Source organism: Pseudoalteromonas sp. ABE4_541, from assembly GCF_056312285.1.
In genome coordinates this window covers 200,504-218,475 of the sequence record NZ_JBSVEM010000004.1, presented here as the reverse complement: position 1 = coordinate 218,475, position 17,972 = coordinate 200,504, and the positions used below count along the sequence as shown (strand labels likewise).

At 43.1% G+C, this 17,972-nt stretch carries 12 protein-coding genes; 5 read left to right on the top strand and 7 right to left on the bottom strand.

What is annotated here, in order from left to right; translation table 11 throughout:
- Positions 1 to 164 precede the first annotated feature (164 nt).
- Entirely contained in the window at positions 165 to 1,850 is a 1,686-nt protein-coding gene (locus tag ACW689_RS06000) for a S41 family peptidase (protein WP_476289324.1), read from the top strand.
- Positions 1,851 to 1,991: 141 nt separating this feature from the next.
- On the opposite strand, the gene ACW689_RS05995 is transcribed toward ACW689_RS06000, so the two are convergent.
- Positions 1,992 to 3,545 carry a collagenase gene (locus ACW689_RS05995; RefSeq protein WP_476289322.1) on the bottom strand — a complete coding sequence of 518 codons (1,554 nt, stop codon included), beginning with the start codon at positions 3,543 to 3,545 and terminating at the stop codon, positions 1,992 to 1,994.
- 279 nt (positions 3,546 to 3,824) lie between these two features.
- On the opposite strand from ACW689_RS05995, the gene ACW689_RS05990 reads away from it, so the two are divergent.
- Positions 3,825 to 5,117 carry an amidohydrolase family protein gene (locus ACW689_RS05990; protein ID WP_476289320.1) on the top strand — a complete coding sequence of 431 codons (1,293 nt, stop codon included), beginning with the start codon at positions 3,825 to 3,827 and terminating at the stop codon, positions 5,115 to 5,117.
- Between the two features lie 39 nt (positions 5,118 to 5,156).
- On the opposite strand, the gene ACW689_RS05985 is transcribed toward ACW689_RS05990, so the two are convergent.
- The gene (locus tag ACW689_RS05985) at positions 5,157 to 6,149 is read right to left on the bottom strand and encodes a GlxA family transcriptional regulator (RefSeq protein ID WP_476289318.1); all 993 of its coding nucleotides are present in this window, start codon (positions 6,147 to 6,149) and stop codon (positions 5,157 to 5,159) included.
- Between the two features lie 118 nt (positions 6,150 to 6,267).
- On the opposite strand from ACW689_RS05985, the gene ACW689_RS05980 reads away from it, so the two are divergent.
- Both ACW689_RS05980 and ACW689_RS05975 read left to right on the top strand, forming a co-directional pair.
- The gene (locus ACW689_RS05980) at positions 6,268 to 8,166 is read left to right on the top strand and encodes a beta-ketoacyl synthase (protein WP_476289316.1); all 1,899 of its coding nucleotides are present in this window, start codon (positions 6,268 to 6,270) and stop codon (positions 8,164 to 8,166) included.
- Positions 8,167 to 8,822: 656 nt separating this feature from the next.
- Positions 8,823 to 10,403, top strand: coding sequence for a BCCT family transporter (locus ACW689_RS05975; protein WP_476289314.1), 1,581 nt, complete (start codon positions 8,823 to 8,825; stop codon positions 10,401 to 10,403).
- A 90-nt stretch (positions 10,404 to 10,493) separates the two neighbouring features.
- Here ACW689_RS05975 and ACW689_RS05970 read toward each other — a convergent pair whose 3' ends face one another.
- The 4 genes from ACW689_RS05970 to ACW689_RS05955 all read right to left on the bottom strand — a co-directional run bounded on the left by ACW689_RS05970 (position 10,494) and on the right by ACW689_RS05955 (position 15,281).
- Positions 10,494 to 11,195, bottom strand: coding sequence for a 3'-5' exonuclease (locus tag ACW689_RS05970; protein ID WP_476289312.1), 702 nt, complete (start codon positions 11,193 to 11,195; stop codon positions 10,494 to 10,496).
- A 35-nt stretch (positions 11,196 to 11,230) separates the two neighbouring features.
- The gene (locus tag ACW689_RS05965) at positions 11,231 to 13,126 is read right to left on the bottom strand and encodes a DUF294 nucleotidyltransferase-like domain-containing protein (RefSeq protein WP_476289310.1); all 1,896 of its coding nucleotides are present in this window, start codon (positions 13,124 to 13,126) and stop codon (positions 11,231 to 11,233) included.
- A 181-nt stretch (positions 13,127 to 13,307) separates the two neighbouring features.
- A complete protein-coding gene (fghA, locus tag ACW689_RS05960) occupies positions 13,308 to 14,147 on the bottom strand; it encodes an S-formylglutathione hydrolase (RefSeq protein WP_476289308.1) in 840 nt (279 codons plus the stop codon).
- A 9-nt stretch (positions 14,148 to 14,156) separates the two neighbouring features.
- Positions 14,157 to 15,281: an S-(hydroxymethyl)glutathione dehydrogenase/class III alcohol dehydrogenase gene (locus tag ACW689_RS05955; protein ID WP_476289306.1), complete on the bottom strand. Its 1,125-nt coding sequence runs from the start codon at positions 15,279 to 15,281 to the stop codon at positions 14,157 to 14,159.
- A gap of 94 nt (positions 15,282 to 15,375) precedes the next feature.
- Here ACW689_RS05955 and ACW689_RS05950 point away from each other — a divergent pair, with 94 nt between their 5' ends.
- Entirely contained in the window at positions 15,376 to 16,257 is an 882-nt protein-coding gene (locus ACW689_RS05950) for a LysR family transcriptional regulator (protein ID WP_476289304.1), read from the top strand.
- Here ACW689_RS05950 and ACW689_RS05945 read toward each other — a convergent pair.
- Positions 16,196 to 17,890 carry a SulP family inorganic anion transporter gene (locus tag ACW689_RS05945; protein WP_476289302.1) on the bottom strand — a complete coding sequence of 565 codons (1,695 nt, stop codon included), beginning with the start codon at positions 17,888 to 17,890 and terminating at the stop codon, positions 16,196 to 16,198. The two genes, ACW689_RS05950 and ACW689_RS05945, sit on opposite strands and share 62 nt — an antisense overlap.
- Positions 17,891 to 17,972: the final 82 nt, after the last annotated feature.

Sequence of the window (17,972 nt, the reverse complement as noted above, 5' to 3'; positions counted from 1 at the left end):
CGTTGTGGGTGGATATGGGGGCGAGAGAGTTCACACCTTGGCCAAGGTAGCGTTACAACACTTTCTCACATAATCGAACAACCCTTGTACAAATGCTAAACGAGTTACACATTTTTTAGACCTACTATATTTCGCAGGATTTAAACATAATTTGCGAGATGATCATGGATAAAAAAATACTCTTAAGCGCTTCGATTCTCGGTGTACTTTCAGGTTGTGGCGGCATTGACTGGCATAAACCGCAGGCAGACGCTGGCGCGGATCAAATCCCTTCCGAATATAATCAAATACGCCTTAATGGCGTGGCAAAAGATAAAGACAACAACATAAAAAGTACGATATGGACGCAAGTATCAGGTCCCCAAACCATTACAATTCATGACGATGAAAAGCCCTATGCTTGGATCGATATGCCAAAAATGGCTGGAGACTATGTTTTCAAGTTTGAGGTAAAAGACAAGTCAAACCAGCATGATAGCGATGAAGTAAAAATCACCATTAACGAAGCACTAGCGAATCAAGCCCATATGATTGGTGCATGGCATATGCCCGGTTATGGCCGATGGGCACATTTTTTGGGCAAGGATGTTATTGAATACATTGCTACCAGTGAGCACTGCATCATGAGACTGAGAACATCGTATAATACCTATTTGAAGCGACTAGGTTTTAACTTAGGTGACGTGCAAACCAATTGGGATGTGCTTGATGAGCAAACGATGAACAATGTCGGTGTGTACAGAGAAGGTAACGTACCCGTGCAGTGCAGCCCAGAAAATGGACCTGGATATTCCAATGACAGTCAGCTCAACTTTGATTTTGTATGGCAAAGCGTAAATGAATTTCAAGGACATCTTGCTAAGCGAGGGGTGGATTGGCAAAAACAGTATGAGTTGTTTGCTTCTCAAATTCATGCGCAAGACAACATGGAAAAAACTTTGCCAATCATCGCGCAAATGCTCAACGCCTTAAATGACTTCCATAGTTTTATCCTATTTGATGAAGTCATTATTGAAACGGGTCGTAAAAAGTCTAAATTGAGAGAATACTTGGATACAAAACATGAAATTACGTTACCTCAATTACGCGAACAAATCGATGTACTCAATCCACTTCATATCGACACTGGCGTTGAAGGGTTTTATAACTCCGCAATTGCAAACTATGCCAATGAAAGCGGACTAAAAAGTTACACAAATGAAACTTCAAGGGCTTCCACAGGTAGAGACTTGCTTAAGTGGGGTAAAACGCCCTCAAATATGGGGTTGTTGGTGATTAATCAAATGGATTTTCTTACGCAAGATGAAATCGATGCACAGCTTGATTTGATATTTGCAGACTTAGCACAAACGGATGGGTTGATACTAGATATCAGAACTAACCCCGGTGGTTCTGATGAGGTTGCGTTGGCGATAGCATCTCGCTTCTTTGATAACACTAAAGTTGCTTATAAAAAGTTTGCGAAAAATAAAGATGGTCAGTCACCAATACAAGAAATAGTCATAGCAGCCGACGAAAACAAAAGTCGTTATCACAAACCCATTTATTTGATCACCAGTGAGGATACGATCAGTGCCGCTGAGATATTCACACTTGCAATGCGCACCTTACCAAATGTCACACATATGGGTGAACCAACACAAGGTGCGCTGTCAGATGTACTACCTGTTTTCATGCCTGCGGGTATTATGTTTGGCGTGTCTAACGAGACCTATTTAGATCTGGATGGGAATGAGTTTGAGGCGACAGGTATTCCACCGAAAGTTGCTGTATCAACATTTAGTTTAGAAGCGATAATGCAAGGGCGCGTTTTGAGCTACGAAGAAGCCCTACGCCTTGCTGGCAAATAATACGATTTCATAGATAGTACCTAGGCTAGCCTCAACCATGAACACGGTTGAGGCTATTTTGCATTATCAACATAACTGAGCTTTTATAGGCTCTAAACAAGCTATCGAATAACAGGGAACATCCTTGTTACAATCTGTTTTTTAAAGCATTTCTACTTTAATTTCTATCCAAGCCGATGCGCTGTTAAGCGTACCACCTTTGCTTACAGGCGTGATCTTAAAACCACCCCAGTGGTCGGTATAGCTTTTGCCAATAACCAGCTCAGAGTCGGTTTGGTCGTCTCCCCACCACCCAGGCGTTTTGGATCCGGGTGTCATATCTAAAAGGTATGATGTTGTTTTCCAAAAACGCTCGTCGGTTTCATTTTCGAAATAACCTTGTAGGTTAATCAAAACGCCATTTTGGGTGTTCGGGTAGCTGTTATTCGTGGTTCTGTACTCTAACCAATAAGTGTATAGGCCATTGCCTGATTTCAAGCGCAGGCCAATGTTGCCATGACTGTTATTGGCATGATCAAAGGCATAAATTCGGTAGGTACCTGATGAGTTAATTACCGGTACGTCTGAGTCAGTTAGCCATCCAAAATAGTGTTTGTATAACAGGTTATACTCTTGCAATGAGTGTGCGCCCATGCCCATCATGCTATAAACATTGCCGTAGTTTAAACTTTCCGAGTCATAGTCACCTACACCAATTACCTTGCCAGGGCCTGCCTCTAACGCTTTGGCATGGCGCAGTCCAAGTGCATGTCCAAGCTCGTGAGCTACCACACCAGCAGTATGGTGGTACAAGGTAATACTTGGCGGCGCAGCACTTGAGTTATAGTTACCAACTTGCGGTGCAACCATCATCACTACATAGCCAGCCCCCGGATTATCTGGGTCAACGCCAAGTTCGGCAATTTTTGACTTCCAAAGTGCTGTCCAACCATGGAAGTCATTGTCGTAAGTACTTTTGGGTTGGTTAATTTTGATGGTGGGTGTAGATATATCATAGCTAACCGTAAATTTACCGTAAGACTGCTCTTGGTAATATTGAACCGTTTTATCTAGCTCTTGTTGCATAGTCGGCCAGTTTAAAGGCGTGTCAGAAAATTCAAATCGATAAACCTTGATATGGGCATAGTTGTATTGATAGCCATCTCCATCTGCCGGTGGAGGAGGTGGTGGGGTGTCGCCAGCGGTTCTACACTGTGTTGCGCCTAATTCAACCACCAAAGACGCATCTTTAGCACCGCCTAATACACTGATATACGTCCAATAACTACTCGGGTTGGTCAAAACGATACATTCGCCATTACCTGCGTTTGTAGATGATGGGTCGCTGCCATCAGTACTTGGCCACCCACCATTTTTGGCATACAGGCTGAGATCACCACTGCCATATCCAGTGCTAATAGCCACACTGCTGTACTGGTTTGCGTTAGCAATGGTCAAGTAACGGCTGCTTGAATCTGGTAAACATACGGTATCACCGTTGGTGATTGTTCTTCCAGTGAAGGGGGATTCACTCGTACAGCTATCAACAAGTTGCGAACTGGTCGAGGCGAGATTGGTGAATTGTGCAACTGCCTGAGATTCAATACTCATAATGTCAGTCAGTTTCGTGTTTGCTAGTTCTGCTTGGGTTGCGAAAGCGCTCGCAAGTACGAAAGCAGAAAAGCAATATTTACATGTTGTATTGTAGGTTTTCATTCCTTTTCCTTACTTTAAAAAAATAGCGATTACCTCAATCGTGAACTTGCAAGTAGTAAGAACGCGTGAGGAAATGTAGTTATAGCATTTTGGGTATAAAATATACAATATATTAAATAAATTTAAATTATGACGGGGTACCTTCTTTCGGCAGCTAAAGCGAGTAGGGGGCTATTGAAGATGAACTAGATAACATTATGCTGATTTTTAAAAAATTTTCGGTTATTTAAACCTTTTTAAAAGGTATTGCGACTAACCAATTTTTAAAGGGAGCGTTTTATGAAAAACGAATTGTTTAAATTTGCCGTATCGAGCTTGATCTTATTGTGTACTCAACCCAATGCTTTTGCGCAGCTGTTGCTAACCAATGGCACACTCATTGACCCCAATAACAAGACTGCAATGAAACAGCATCTATTACTAGATGATAAGGAGGTAGTGGCAAGGTTAGATAAAATACCAGCCAACTTTAATGGGCAAGTAGTTGATATAAAAGGTAAGTATGTGATCCCAGGGTTGATCGATATGCATACCCATGCATTTGGTAATCGAGCGCCAAATACAGCGACGGAAATTATGGGGCCAAGCACCACGGCACAAGTTGTACTGCATGCAGGCGTGACGGGGTTTGTGGACCTTTTCGGCAAAGAAAATCGATTATACGAACATAGACGCATGCAACAAGCGGGTTTATTAGGCGGTGCGAATATTTACACCAGCTTATCGTGCCTTACGGCACCAGGCGGGCATTGTTCTCAATTTGGTAAAACGAGAACGATTGCGAATGAAAAGGAAGCGACTCAACACATCCAAGCATTGGCCGAAAAAAAGGCCGATGTTGTGAAGCTAGTCACTACGTTGGGAGGAAGGCTGCCATCACTTTCCCCTCAATTACTGAAGTTTTCGGTTCAAGAAGCCCATAAATATGGCTTAAAAACAATCGTTCATGTTCATACTTTAGCCGATATTGAAAGTGCGATTGCTGCGAATGTGGATGCGATCACTCATTTACCAGATGACGGGGTTCTTTCAGTTGCATTGGCTGAAAAACTGGCTCAAAACAACACGGTTGTGATACCAACATTAGCCTGTGATACCGATGAATATGAGTTTTTATTTTCAGCAGTGTTAAGCTCGCCACTTGCAAGCAAAGTGGCTTCGCCAAGGATCTTAGAGGCCTATGCTCAAGCCGGCAGCAAAATGACATCAGAGAAAAAGTTAAAATCAAAGCTACGCACCGAAAAATACTACCAATCAATTAAAAACTTAATTGTCGCCAAAGTGCGTTTACTCGCTGGCAGTGACGGGGGGAACTACGGCACGATACAAGGCTTTACCGTACATCGAGAAATTAAAAAATTAGCTGATGCAGGACTGACTAACTGGCAAGCATTGGCCTCAGCCACAAGTGATGCTCGCCGATTTTTAGGCAAGCCCACAGGGCTCAATGTTGGTGCTCAGCCAAGCGTGGTTATTCTGGACAAATCTCCGTTAGAAAATATTGAAAATACGCAAACCATTTACGCAGTATTTCATGCGGGGCAATTGATCAGCGATAACACCGCTTTATAACAAGGGTCGAAGAAGCTGTTTGTATTGTGGTGTGTCCATTTATGAAAACAGCTTCTTTCTCACAACCTTTCTGTATTCTCTGGGTGTTTGGTCTAGTTTTAGTTTAAATGCTCGGGTCAACAATCCTTGCGAATTAAACCCAACCGACAGTGCGATATCTTGTATCGACAAGTTGCTACTGGCTAAAAGCTCTTTTGCACCTTCAACACGTAATGACTGCAAATAGTTATTTGCAGTTTGGCCTGTGGCGTCTTTGAAGCGCCGATTAAAAGTGCGGTAACTTAAATCAAACTGCTGTGCGACATCAGCAAGAGACAACTCATTTGTATAGTTGTTTTTTAGCCAAAATTGAATGGCTGCGATTTGTTCATCCGGATGCTTATCTACTGCGCCTTCAAGATAGCGTTGTTCTTCATACGGACGACGGATCTCATGGGAAAAGTTCTTTTGTACATGATTTGCTGCCGCTTTTCCGTACAACAATGAAATTAAGTGTACAACAACGTCAGCGAGAGCATTCAAGCTGGCAACGGTGTAAATACGCTCCGATTGTGTAATGAAAAAGTCAGGCTTAAGATCAACTTTGGGATAGTTACGCTGAAACTGTTTAGCATAGTGCCAATGTGTCGTGGCTGAGTGATTGTCCAAAACCCCTGATTCAGCTAAAAAACATACCCCCGTGCCAACACCAATAAGTGTCGCGCCGTTTTCCCAACTAGCCTTTAGTTGGGTGGCCAATATTGGCGTCCTTTTTATCACAGGTCGAGGGTTTCGCCAGATGCTTGGTACAATGACATAATCTTGTTCACAAATTTTAGACAAATCTCCAGAGGGAGAAAACTGCATGCCAAAATCGTTAGTGAACGTTTCTTCGGACTGCGCCAACCAAGATATCTGTAATGGCACAAAATCGCTATCCAAATGCCTTCGAGCGTAAGCTTCTCCGGCTCTTAGCATTTCTGCTGGCAGCGTGACGCTGGTCGTGAGCATATGTTTGTATAGGGTAAATGCGATGCGGGTAACTAATTTCATCTGGACAGACCACAGGGTTTTGGCGATAAATAAGTGTTATGTGGCGTATATTGTATTATTTTTTTATTGAGTTCAATTTAAAATCGGTTCTATTAAAGTTTTTATAGATTGAATGAAAATGACAGCATTACCAGTAATTGTTGGTATGGGTGGTATTAACGCAGCAGGACGTACCTCCTTTCACCAAGGCTTCCGTCGTATTGTGTTAGATAAACTAACGCAAAAACAAAGGCAGGAAACATATTTAGGGCTAGCGACCTTAATGAACTTGGTCAAGCATATTAATGGCGAGCTTGTACAACAAGATGGTTCAATCATTCGCGCTGATGAAATTGAAGCTAAACTTGGTGAACAGATAAAAGCGGGTACTCTCATCCGCAAAATTGAAAGCAATCATTTTGATGTGGACGCCACGCATTGGCAGCAAAAGTTAACAATAAAAGCGCAAGACGGCGCGGGTTTGCGGTTTACTTGTAAAGCAAAAGATTTGCCTAACCCTGTGCCATCTAGTTGGACGGTAACAGAAGTGGATAAAAAAACGGTCTCTGTACTGGTGCCGGACCAACTTGAAGTTAAACACGACAGCTATCGTGACAATATAATTAAAGCCGCAGGACAATTCCCAACGGGTTTTGAACCTGCCAGCATGTACAACAGTCGCTATCAATCACGTGGTTTACAGGCAACTATTTTCTCTGCTACTGATGCCGTTAAGTCGACCGGGTTAGATTGGACAAACGTGATGAATAGCGTTCGTCCAGATCAAATTGGCACCTATTCAGCGTCAATCGCAGGACAGATGCAAGATGAGGGTTTTGGTGGTTTGATCCGCGCTCGAATGAAAGGTGAGCGCGTGAGTACTAAACAGCTTGCACTTGGTTTAAATACCATGTCTACCGACTTTATCAATGCTTATGTTACTGGCAGCGTTGGTACAACATTCACGACAACTGGCGCTTGTGCAACGTTTTTGTACAACTTACGAGCGGCAGTCAATGATATTCAAACGGGTCAAACTCGAGTCGCAATTGTAGCCAGCGTTGAATGTGCGCTCACGCCTGAAATTATTGAAGGCTTTGGCACAATGGGGGCGCTGGCAAATGAAGAAGGTCTTAAAAAGCTTGATAATACAGATCAAGTTAACCACCGTCGTACCAGTCGACCGTTTGGTGAAAACTGTGGTTTTACCATAGGTGAAGGTGCGCAAGTGGCCATCTTAATGGATGATGCGCTTGCACTGGAGCTTGGGGCAGACATTATGGGATCTGTTATTGATGTATTTGTTAATGCTGATGGAATAAAAAAATCTATCACAGCCCCTGGCCCTGGTAACTACATCACTATGGCTAAGTCGGTAGCACTTGCCGAGCAAATCGTTGGTAGCGAAGCGTTACAAAAGCGCAGCTTTATCTTAGCGCATGGTTCGAGTACACCTCAAAACCGGGTAACTGAGTCGCTTATTTATCATAAAGTGGCACAAGCATTTTCAATTAATGATTGGAAAATTGCGGCACCAAAAGCGTTTGTGGGTCACACGATTGCCCCTGCAAGTGGCGATCAGCTAGCTATGGCGTTGGGTGTATTTAGCCATAACATTATGCCGGGGATCACAACCATAGACAAAGTTGCAGATGATGTTTATAGCGAGCATTTGGATATTCGTAATTATCACTATGAGTGTGATGATATGGATGTTGCCTTTATTAACTCGAAAGGGTTTGGTGGTAACAACGCGACTGCGACAGTATTTTCACCAAAACAAACCATGCGATTACTCGAAAAGCGTTATGGCACAGAGGTTTTTGCTACTTACGAAGCGAAATTGGCAGCAACAAAAGAGCAGCAGGCAAGTTATCAACAAGCCGCTGATCTTGGCCAGTACGAATTGATTTATCGATTTGGTGATGGCCAGGTTGATGAATCAAAGCTCGTTGTTGAAAAAGATAAATTGACCATCCCAGGGTTTGAGCAAACGATTAGCCTGACAGGCAATAATCAGTATAGCGATCTGAGTTAGAGTCAAAATAGAGAATTGTTAAGCAAAGCAGGGCGCTCAGGAAGAGCGCCTTTTTTGTCTTTTACAATGAGAACATATAACCAAGATGGACCACTAACCAAGATGGATAGCCACCGACTAGTAAAATTAACGATTTTCGTCTGCTCATGCTCGTTTTTTATCCTAAAGGCAACACTTTTAAGACTTAAAACTCTATACCCATTTACTTTTTTCTATGAACCCCTACACTAAAAGGGCTGTAAGTAACGACCTTGAATGTTATGGCGCAGGTCTTCCAAACAACAAAAAGTACGTTGATATGTAAATGATTTGGTTGGTTTATCTTAATTACAATACACAGGCGCAAGGGTGCCGCTGTAACTAACATAAACCCATCTCATATCACATTGTTGTCTATCCGTTTGCTACGGATCTGAAGGTTGCAATGAGCGCATAGAAACAGTTTTTAAACTGCTTCATTTTCATCTGATATCGATGCCATAAAAATGCAACGTATTTGCGTATGGAAAGGTGTGGCATTAGACAGGTTCTCAGTTGACTACTTACTGCTTTTTATCAAGACTTTACCAAAATGAATAGCATAGCTAATTAGTAGCAATATGTGGTTCTAAGATGGCGTATCTTGATCTCGTATAAAGATGAAAAAAGAGGGTATCATGGGTAATCACCACGATAAATATAGTATCGATAATACTGACTATACGGTTGGGCAAGACAATGTTCAAAAATGGGGGTTTGACGTCCACAACCCAGTTTTTGGTGTCAGTGCAGGTTTAATTCTGGCATTTTTAGTCGCAGTGTTATTAGTTGATCCTGAAGTGGCAAAGTCCACCCTAGATGGCATTAAGTGGGATATTATCGGCACTTTTGACGCCTTGTTTATGTGGTCTGGCAACTTATTTGTTGTTTTTTGTATCGCTTTGGTGCTGTCGCCTTTTGGTAAGATCCGTCTTGGCGGTGCAGACGCAAAGCCGAGCTATTCGAGAATGTCATGGTTGGCCATGTTGTTTGCGGCTGGTATGGGGATTGGCTTGATGTTTTGGGGGGTTGCTGAGCCTGTGGCCTATTACACAGGCTGGTATGAAACACCACTCAATGTCACGGCCAATACGCCAGAAGCTGCAAAGCTTGCAATGGGGGCGACTATGTATCATTGGGGTTTGCATCCATGGGCTATATATGCGGTTGTTGCGTTGTCGCTGGCATTTTTTGCATACAACAAAGGCCTTCCATTATCTATACGTTCGATTTTTTACCCAATTTTAGGTGATCGTGCATGGGGCTGGCCTGGTCACATTATTGACATTCTGGCGGTGTTAGCCACGTTGTTTGGTCTTGCAACTTCCCTCGGGTTAGGTGCACAGCAAGCAGGGGCTGGTATTGAACACGTGTTTGGCTTTGAGTCTGGGCTTGCGCTGCAAATTGGTGTCATTGTTGGTGTTACTGCACTTGCGATTATATCGGTTGTGCGCGGCATTGATGGCGGTGTTAAGGTACTGAGTAACGTTAACATGGTTATTGCGTTTATACTTTTACTGTTTGTTTGTATGGTTGGGTTTGCCGTGGCTATGGGTAATATTCCAACAACCTTGATGGCATACGCTGAAAATATTATTCCACTGAGTAACCCACATGGCCGCGATGACGAAGCGTGGTTTCAAGGTTGGACAGTATTCTATTGGGCCTGGTGGATCTCATGGTCACCATTTGTAGGTATGTTTATTGCGCGTGTGTCTGAAGGGCGAACTATTCGTGAGTTTATCGTTGCGGTGCTGCTTATTCCAACACTTGTAACCGTCGTTTGGATGTCAATATACGGTGGTATTGCGATTGATCAAGTACAAAATGGCATTGGTGCTTTGGGTACGGATGGTTTGACAAAAGTGCCGTTAGCCATGTTCCAAATGTTCGAAAACTTGCCAATGGGCAGTATGCTTTCAATGATCGCTGTTGTTCTAATATTGGTATTTTTTATTACGTCTTCAGACTCAGGTTCGTTGGTTATCGATAGCATTACTGCGGGTGGCAAAATTGATGCACCTGTACCGCAACGTATTTTCTGGGCAAGTTTAGAAGGCGCAATCGCTGCCGCGCTACTGTGGATCGGCGGTAAAGAAGCAATCGAAGCGCTACAAGCAGGTGCTATATCGACGGGTTTGCCATTTACTTTTGTACTGTTGTTAATGTGTGTGAGCTTGATACTGGGTCTCAGAACTGAGCCAAAAAGTGGTTATTAACAGAAACTAATTAAAAGAGTGAAAAGGTGAAGCTGAGGCTTCACCTTTTTTTGTGCCAAACTTTTACCGAGATTAATCAAAAGTCGTGTTTTAGGCCCATACATCCTTAATCATCAGTGTTGGTGATAAACAATATTGCGATTGTGCCTGTAGCAATTCTGCAGTGGCGAGTGCGTCGGATAAAGCATGGTGTGGTTGATAGTAGGGGAGTCCGTAACGCTTTCTGCAATCCGCTAAACGGATTGAAGGTATCGGCTTTCTAGTGAATCTATCGAGCCACGTTCTATGTTGGTTGATTGCATCTTTTTCTACACTCATGGTATCGATGACCGGAAATTCGATACCCTCACCTAATCGTGCCATTAAAGCAGCATGAAAAAATGTTTTTTCCACAAACTGATAGTGCACAACGACTACCTTGCCCTTTATCGCATCTAATATATTGTCTAAAACGTCAGTTATGTCAGGAGCTTGTTCAATTTGAGAGTGTGTTATGCGATGTAAGATGACGGACTCTTCTGCCAACATGCAATTGGGTTTGACGAGCCAATGTTTTGCTTGAGCGCAGTATATTCTGTTTAAGCTAAAAGGCACGACTCCAATGCTGACAATATCATCTTTTGATGGATCTAAACCTGTAGTTTCGAAATCAAGTGCAACAAACTCACTTTTTTCAAGTGTGGCAAAAGGGTCGGGTACACCGTATTGGTAAAACTTTTGTAGGCGAGCATCTTTGCTTATCTTTGCCAAGCGTTTGAAACGGCTTTGCCATGATATGATTTGACCCTGCATAATTATCCATACTTCTTCATAATAAGTGACCCAGATTATTTCATTTTTGATTTGTTCTGATATCTAAATTTCAAAAAGCTTTGTGCCTTATCAAGTACGCCAAATGCTTCTTTTAAGTTTCTTTGTTCAAACTCTGAGAGTGTTTCAGGGGGTAAACTATTGTCGGGTTTTTCATTATGCTCAATCTGCCATGATTGGTGCTTTATACGCATGATAGCAATATATTCAAGGGCTGCTTGCAAATCCTGTACTTTACCTTTGGGTAAGATATTTGCTTCGTCAATATCTTCTAGTCTTTCGAATGAATTCTGTTTACGCGAACCAACTGCCAGAGCATGCACCCTGACGAGATCTGATAAAGGGGCTGTACCGCGACGTTTTATGTTCATTGAGCGTTTATGTTCACCATCTTGCTCAAGTACAAAGCCATTGAAAAAACCCAGTGGAGGTGTTCTTCTCAGTGCGTTATGTGCCATAGCAGCAAGGAAACTAGGCGTATTTTGTGCTTTTTTGCTAATAAATGCCGTTAGCTTTTCTGACCATTTTGTCTCTCCCCACACGCCTTCTAAATCAAAGAAGATAGAGCTATTTAATAACGCCTCTGGATTTGGGTTTTCTATCCAATGCGCAAATTGCAGTTGCCATTGATCAAACGTGAGTCGCCAAGCAGGGTTGCTTGCCATAATGCCACCATCGCAATATTTGTAGCCACAGTTAGCAAGCCCATCGCACACGAATTTAGCAAGTTGCTCAAAGTATTGGCCATGTTCACTTGGTTGATAACTGTTATCAAGTATTAACGCATTATCCTGATCGGTCACTATGAGTTGCTCATCTCTGGCCATAGAGCCCAGAGCGATAAAACAGTAGGGAATTGGAGGAGGGCCAAACTTTGTCTCTGCCAATTCTAGTAGCTTGTGTTTAAACGTTTTTCCTATAATAGACATAGCGGAACCAATCATATGTGAATTGGCATCTTCATTAACCATGCGGGTGAAAATATTATTAAGCTGTTTTGAGTAGCTTGCAAGGTCTTCAACACTCTGTTGCTCCATAAGGCCTTGCACAAATAACAGACTACTTTGTGATTCATACCGCAAGATATCAGATAAGGTGAGCATACCGATGGGTTTTCGTTTATGTACAATTGGCAGGTGGTGCACGTTGTCTCTGAGCATGAGCATCATTGCCTCGAAAACGTAGGCGTTAGAATCAATGATCACCACATCGGTTGTCATTATATCTGACACTAAGGTATCGTAGGGGAGTCCTTGTGCAACCACTTTGCTGCGTAAATCTCGGTCGCTAATTAAACCAACGACTTGTGCGTCATCTTCTTCAGGGTCCTCCATCACAGGCTTTGCTGGATCGTAGATCAATAAAGATGATACTTGCTCTTGTGCCATGACTTTCGCTGCTTGTTGCACGGTCGCGCCTCGCTCGACATAAACAACATCTCGCAACATAAGCTTGGTGACCTTGGCGGTAGTCATGTCATTACTATCTTGCTGTTCAGAAACCGTCATTTTCAATCTGGTATTGTCATCGGCTTCAAAATAATCGGCAAAGAATTCGAAGTCATTACAATATTCGTCAAAAGTATCGACAGGAATACAATAAACTAGCGTGTCCTCAAGCGTATTCGCACCAAAGCGCACCTTGCGATTCATTAATAGGCCTCTGTGACCGAAAATACCGCCCATCGAGATACGATGATACAGTTCGCCTGAGCGGCGAAAAAGTTCGACAGCGCCAGATCGGATCACATAAAGGTGTGTGATTTGTTGACCATATTCGAAAATTACGCTGTCAGCACGGTAATAGCTTACCTCAACGCTACTGGCTAGTTTATTCAATGCATCAGCAGGTAGGTCAGAAAATGGTGGATAAGCTTCTAAAAAATTGGCAATTTCCTGATGTTCAACTTCCATTAGAGGCCTTGATTTATAAAGATAATTTACTTTATTGTGGGAGAGTTATAGCCAATTTGCAATGATAAGTGCTTTGAGTGATGGCTATGTGAGCCAAAAATGTGTCACAGCCTACATTTTGACTTGAAAGAGCATGAAACAGGATAAAAACGGCGAGTGCGCTGCGCACTCGCTGTTATGGTTAAAAATGTGCAGCGTGGAAACGTAAGTGATCACCAATGAAGCTACTGATGAAGAAGTAACTATGGTCATAGCCATCACGCATATTCAGTGTAATCGGGTAGTTTTGCTGTTCAGCTGCTTTTTGAAAGTGCCAAGGTTGCAACTGTTCATCTAAGAAATTGTCTGCACTGCCTTGGTCAATCAATATCGGACAAATTTGTTTATATACTTGGTTTAGCATCAGCTTTGTTGCATCGTACTGTTGCCACTGTGCTTGGTCTTTACCAAGATACTGCGTAAATGCTTTTATTCCCCAAGGGCATTGCTCCGGATGAGCAATAGGGCTAAAAGCAGAAATACTAGAATATTGCTCGGTATTTTTCAGTCCAATGGTCAAGGCGCCATGTCCGCCCATCGAGTGACCGCTGATTGCTTTTTGACTTGTGACTGGGAAATGGGTTTGCACGAGTTCAGGCAATTCTTCGACAATGTAATCATACATCTTGTAGTGTTTGTCGAAAGGAGGTTGGCTAGCATTGAGATAAAACCCTGCACCTAGTCCAAAGTCGTACGCACTTTGCTCATCATCTGGGACGTTTTCACCGCGGGGACTGGTATCAGGCGCAACAATGGCAATCCCCAGTTCGTTGGCAACTTTAAAGGCGCCGGCTTTTTGCATGAAGTTTTCATCTGTACAAGTTAAACCCGATAACCAATAAAGAACAGGCACGCTTTTCCCTGAGTTAACCACCTCGGGTAAAAAGATAGCGAAGGTCATATCACAATGTGTTGTACGGCTGGCGTGTTTGTAGCGTTTGTGCCAACCGCCAACAACTTTGTTGCTGGCGATAAGTTCCATAACTAACCCTTATTTGTAATGAACGACGGAACGAATACTCTTGCCTTGATGCATCAAGTCAAATGCCTCATTGATGTCTTCAAGCGCCATAGTATGAGTAATAAAATCATCTAACTTGAATTCACCCGCCATATAACGGTCGACAATTTCAGGCAATTCGGAACGACCTTTAACACCACCAAACGCGCTTCCGCGCCAAACTCGACCTGTGACAAGTTGGAATGGACGCGTTGAGATCTCTTGGCCAGCACCTGCAACACCAATAATCACAGATTCGCCCCAACCTTTATGGCAGCACTCAAGCGCTGAGCGCATTACATCGACGTTGCCGATACATTCAAATGAAAAATCAACGCCTCCATCAGTCATCTCAACAATGACTTCTTGAATAGGCTTGTCGAAATTTTTTGGGTTAATGACATCGGTCGCACCTAGCTTAGTCGCAAGTGAAAACTTATCTTCATTAATATCAATACCGATAATGCGTTTAGCACCTGCCATTGTTGCACCAATGATTGCAGATAACCCTATACCACCGAGTCCAAAAATAGCCACGGTATCGCCTTTTTGCACTTTAGCCGTATTCATAACCGCACCCATTCCGGTCGTGACGCCACAACCAAGCAAACAGATCTCTTCCAAAGGTGCTTCAGGGTTGACTTTAGCTAACGAAATTTCTGGCAATACTGTGTATTCAGAAAAGGTAGAAGTGCCCATATAATGGTAAATCGGTTGACCATCTTTATAAAAACGTGTTGTGCCGTCCGGCATTAAACCTTTGCCTTGAGTCTCACGGATTTTCTGGCATAGATTTGTTTTGCCAGAAGTACAAAATTTACATTCGCCGCATTCTGGCGTGTATAGAGGAATAACATGATCACCGACAGAAACACTGGTAACCCCCTCACCAACAGCTTCAACAATACCAGCGCCTTCATGGCCAAGAATGGCAGGGAAAACGCCTTCAGGATCATCGCCAGACAGTGTGAAAGCATCAGTATGACACACACCTGTTGCAGTGATTTTTACCAGTACTTCACCCGCTTTTGGCATCATTACATCGACTTCTTCGATGCTCAGTGGTTGTCCAGGACCCCATGCGATTGCGGCTTTTGATTTAATAAATTCAGACATAACGATTTCCTTTTAATAAAGTTCCACCAGTATAATTGCATTACTATATTTGATAATATGGCTTTTTATAAAACACTTTTACGTATTTGTAATAATGGATAGATGGACGGGTATCGATGAGTTTGTAGCGGTTGCCACACTTGGCTCATTTACATTGGCAGCAAAGCGGTTGAATACCTCCGTTGCGCAAATCAGTAGGCGCGTCAAAGAACTAGAGAGCCAATTGGATCATCAGCTGCTTACGCGCACAACACGGACACTCACATTGACGCAAGAAGGACAGGTGTTTCTGACGCATGCACAGCATTTACAACATGCGTATGATGATGCCACGCTTGCATTACGACAAAGAGATCAGCAACCCTCTGGGGTATTGAAACTAACTGCCCCCGTCATGTATGGGGAGCACTACATTATGCCCTTAGTAAATGACTTTATGGCATTGTATCCAAAAGTAACCGTTGAAATGTTGCTATCAAACGAGCAACTAGACATTGTATCGATGGGTATTGATGTCGCTATCCGTTTGGGCAATCTCAAAGATTCAACGCTAAAGGCGCGAAGATTAACTTGGCGAAATACGTTGGTTTGCGCTGCACCGTCTTATATTAAAAAATTTGGTCAACCTCATACCTTAGGTGAGTTATCACAGCATAACTGCTTGATTGGTAATAGCAGAGCTTGGCGTTTTAAGTGTGAAGGTATTGAACGTAATATCAGTGTACATGGCAATCTAACGTGTAATAGCGGGTGGGCGCTATTAAATGGTGCCGTAAAAGGGTTAGGTTTAGTACAACTGCCTCATTATTATGTACAAAAAGCGCTAGATGAAGGGCTGTTGATTGAAGTTCTGCCAAAGTTTAGGCCTGAACGAGAAGGGGTCTGGGCGCTTTATCCGCCCAGACAATATGTACCTACGAGTTTACGCCTGCTATTAGACCACTTGGCTTATCAGTTTGATCTGACGGCTGCATAGATTCCAAAGCAAGGTTAAGCGCTTGTTCTCTGCTTTGACAAAAAGCATTGACGCCAAGGCGCTCTTTGATATTAAAACGATGCAGTTGCTCACTGGTCTCTTTGTTTGGTGAATATATAAACACTTCACAGTTTGCATCCAACGCGTCGATAATGGCATTTTCGAGTGCCAAACTCACAGTCACGTCTAACATTGCAACATCGCTTAAATCAAGCACCATTGCTTTATATTTGGCTATGTCTCTATGCTGACGAGCAATAGCTTTAGAGACACTGAATATCATAGGGCCCGATAAATAAAAATATAGAAGCTGGCCTTTTGCCTGTTCAAACAAATGGCGCTCTTCATCGTTCATCGGTACGTCGTCATCACTGTCACTGATAGCCTTGACTTGCTCTGCTTGAACGCGACTTAAACGTTCTATAACGATGATGTTTGAAATGAATACGCCCAGCCCGACCGCGACCATTAAATCAACGAATACCGTAAGTAACATGACACTGTACATAATCGCCATTTGCATTAGGCTAAGCTTGTGCGCGCGTTGAATAAAGCTCCAGTCCAAGATATTAAAACCAACGTATACGGCGATACCCGCAAGCACAGCCATTGGAATTGGCTCGGTTAAGCTGCCCGCTACAAATACTACGGCCATGAGTATGAGTGCTCGAATGATACCCGCCGCAGGCGAACGGGCACCCACTTGGATATTGACCACGGTGCCCATAGTCGCTCCCGCGCCAGGCAACGCACCAAATAAGCCTGAAATAATATTTGCAATACCCTGACCTCTGAGTTCTTTATCAGAATCGTGTTCGGTTCGAGTTAAGCTGTCACCAATAACGGCAGTCAGTAAGGTATCAATACAACCGAGTGTGCCTAGTATTAAGGCGTCAATGACCATCTCAGTAAATACCTCAGCACCGAAAGTGGGCCAAACAATATCAGGCAAGCCACTAGGTATTTCACCTATCCGGCGGATACTGTCGGTATCAAACAACACGATAGAAAGAAGTGTAATGGCGACTAATGCAACAAGCTGTGCTGGCACGTATTGGCGATACTTTTCTGGCAAATAGAACAAAATGCCAAGTGTAAGTATACCCAGGAATAGTTCGGAAAAATGCAAGTTCATGATTAAATCGGGCAGTGCACCGATTGTACCAATTACACCACCTGCTGGTGCCTTGTGTCCAAGAAGAGGCGCAATTTGCAAAATGATTAATATGACGCCGATACCAGACATAAAACCTGAAATCACACTATAAGGCATGAGCGTAACGTACTTGCCAAGCTTCAAAGTACCCAGTAGAACTTGAAAAGCACCTGCCATCATTACAACGGTAAACGCCATTGCCATACCAGTTTCAGGGTATTTTGCCATCATGGTGGTCAAAACTGCGGTCATAATAACCGTCATCGGACCTGTAGGTTCAGAAATCAGAGAAGTAGAGCCGCCAAACAAAGCAGCGAAAAGACCAACGAGAATTGCGCCCCACATGCCAGCTTCGGCACCAGCGCCAGAAGCCACACCAAAGGCTAGGGCAAGAGGAAGAGATATAATCGCAGTGGTTACACCCCCAAACAAATCGCCCCTAAAATTCATGTGCTTAAATCGAGATAAAGACAACATAAAACATCCGTGCTGCGAGATTTGCCGCATTCTACACCAAAATGTAAATTTAACTATTAGATTCTCAATATTTTTTTACAAA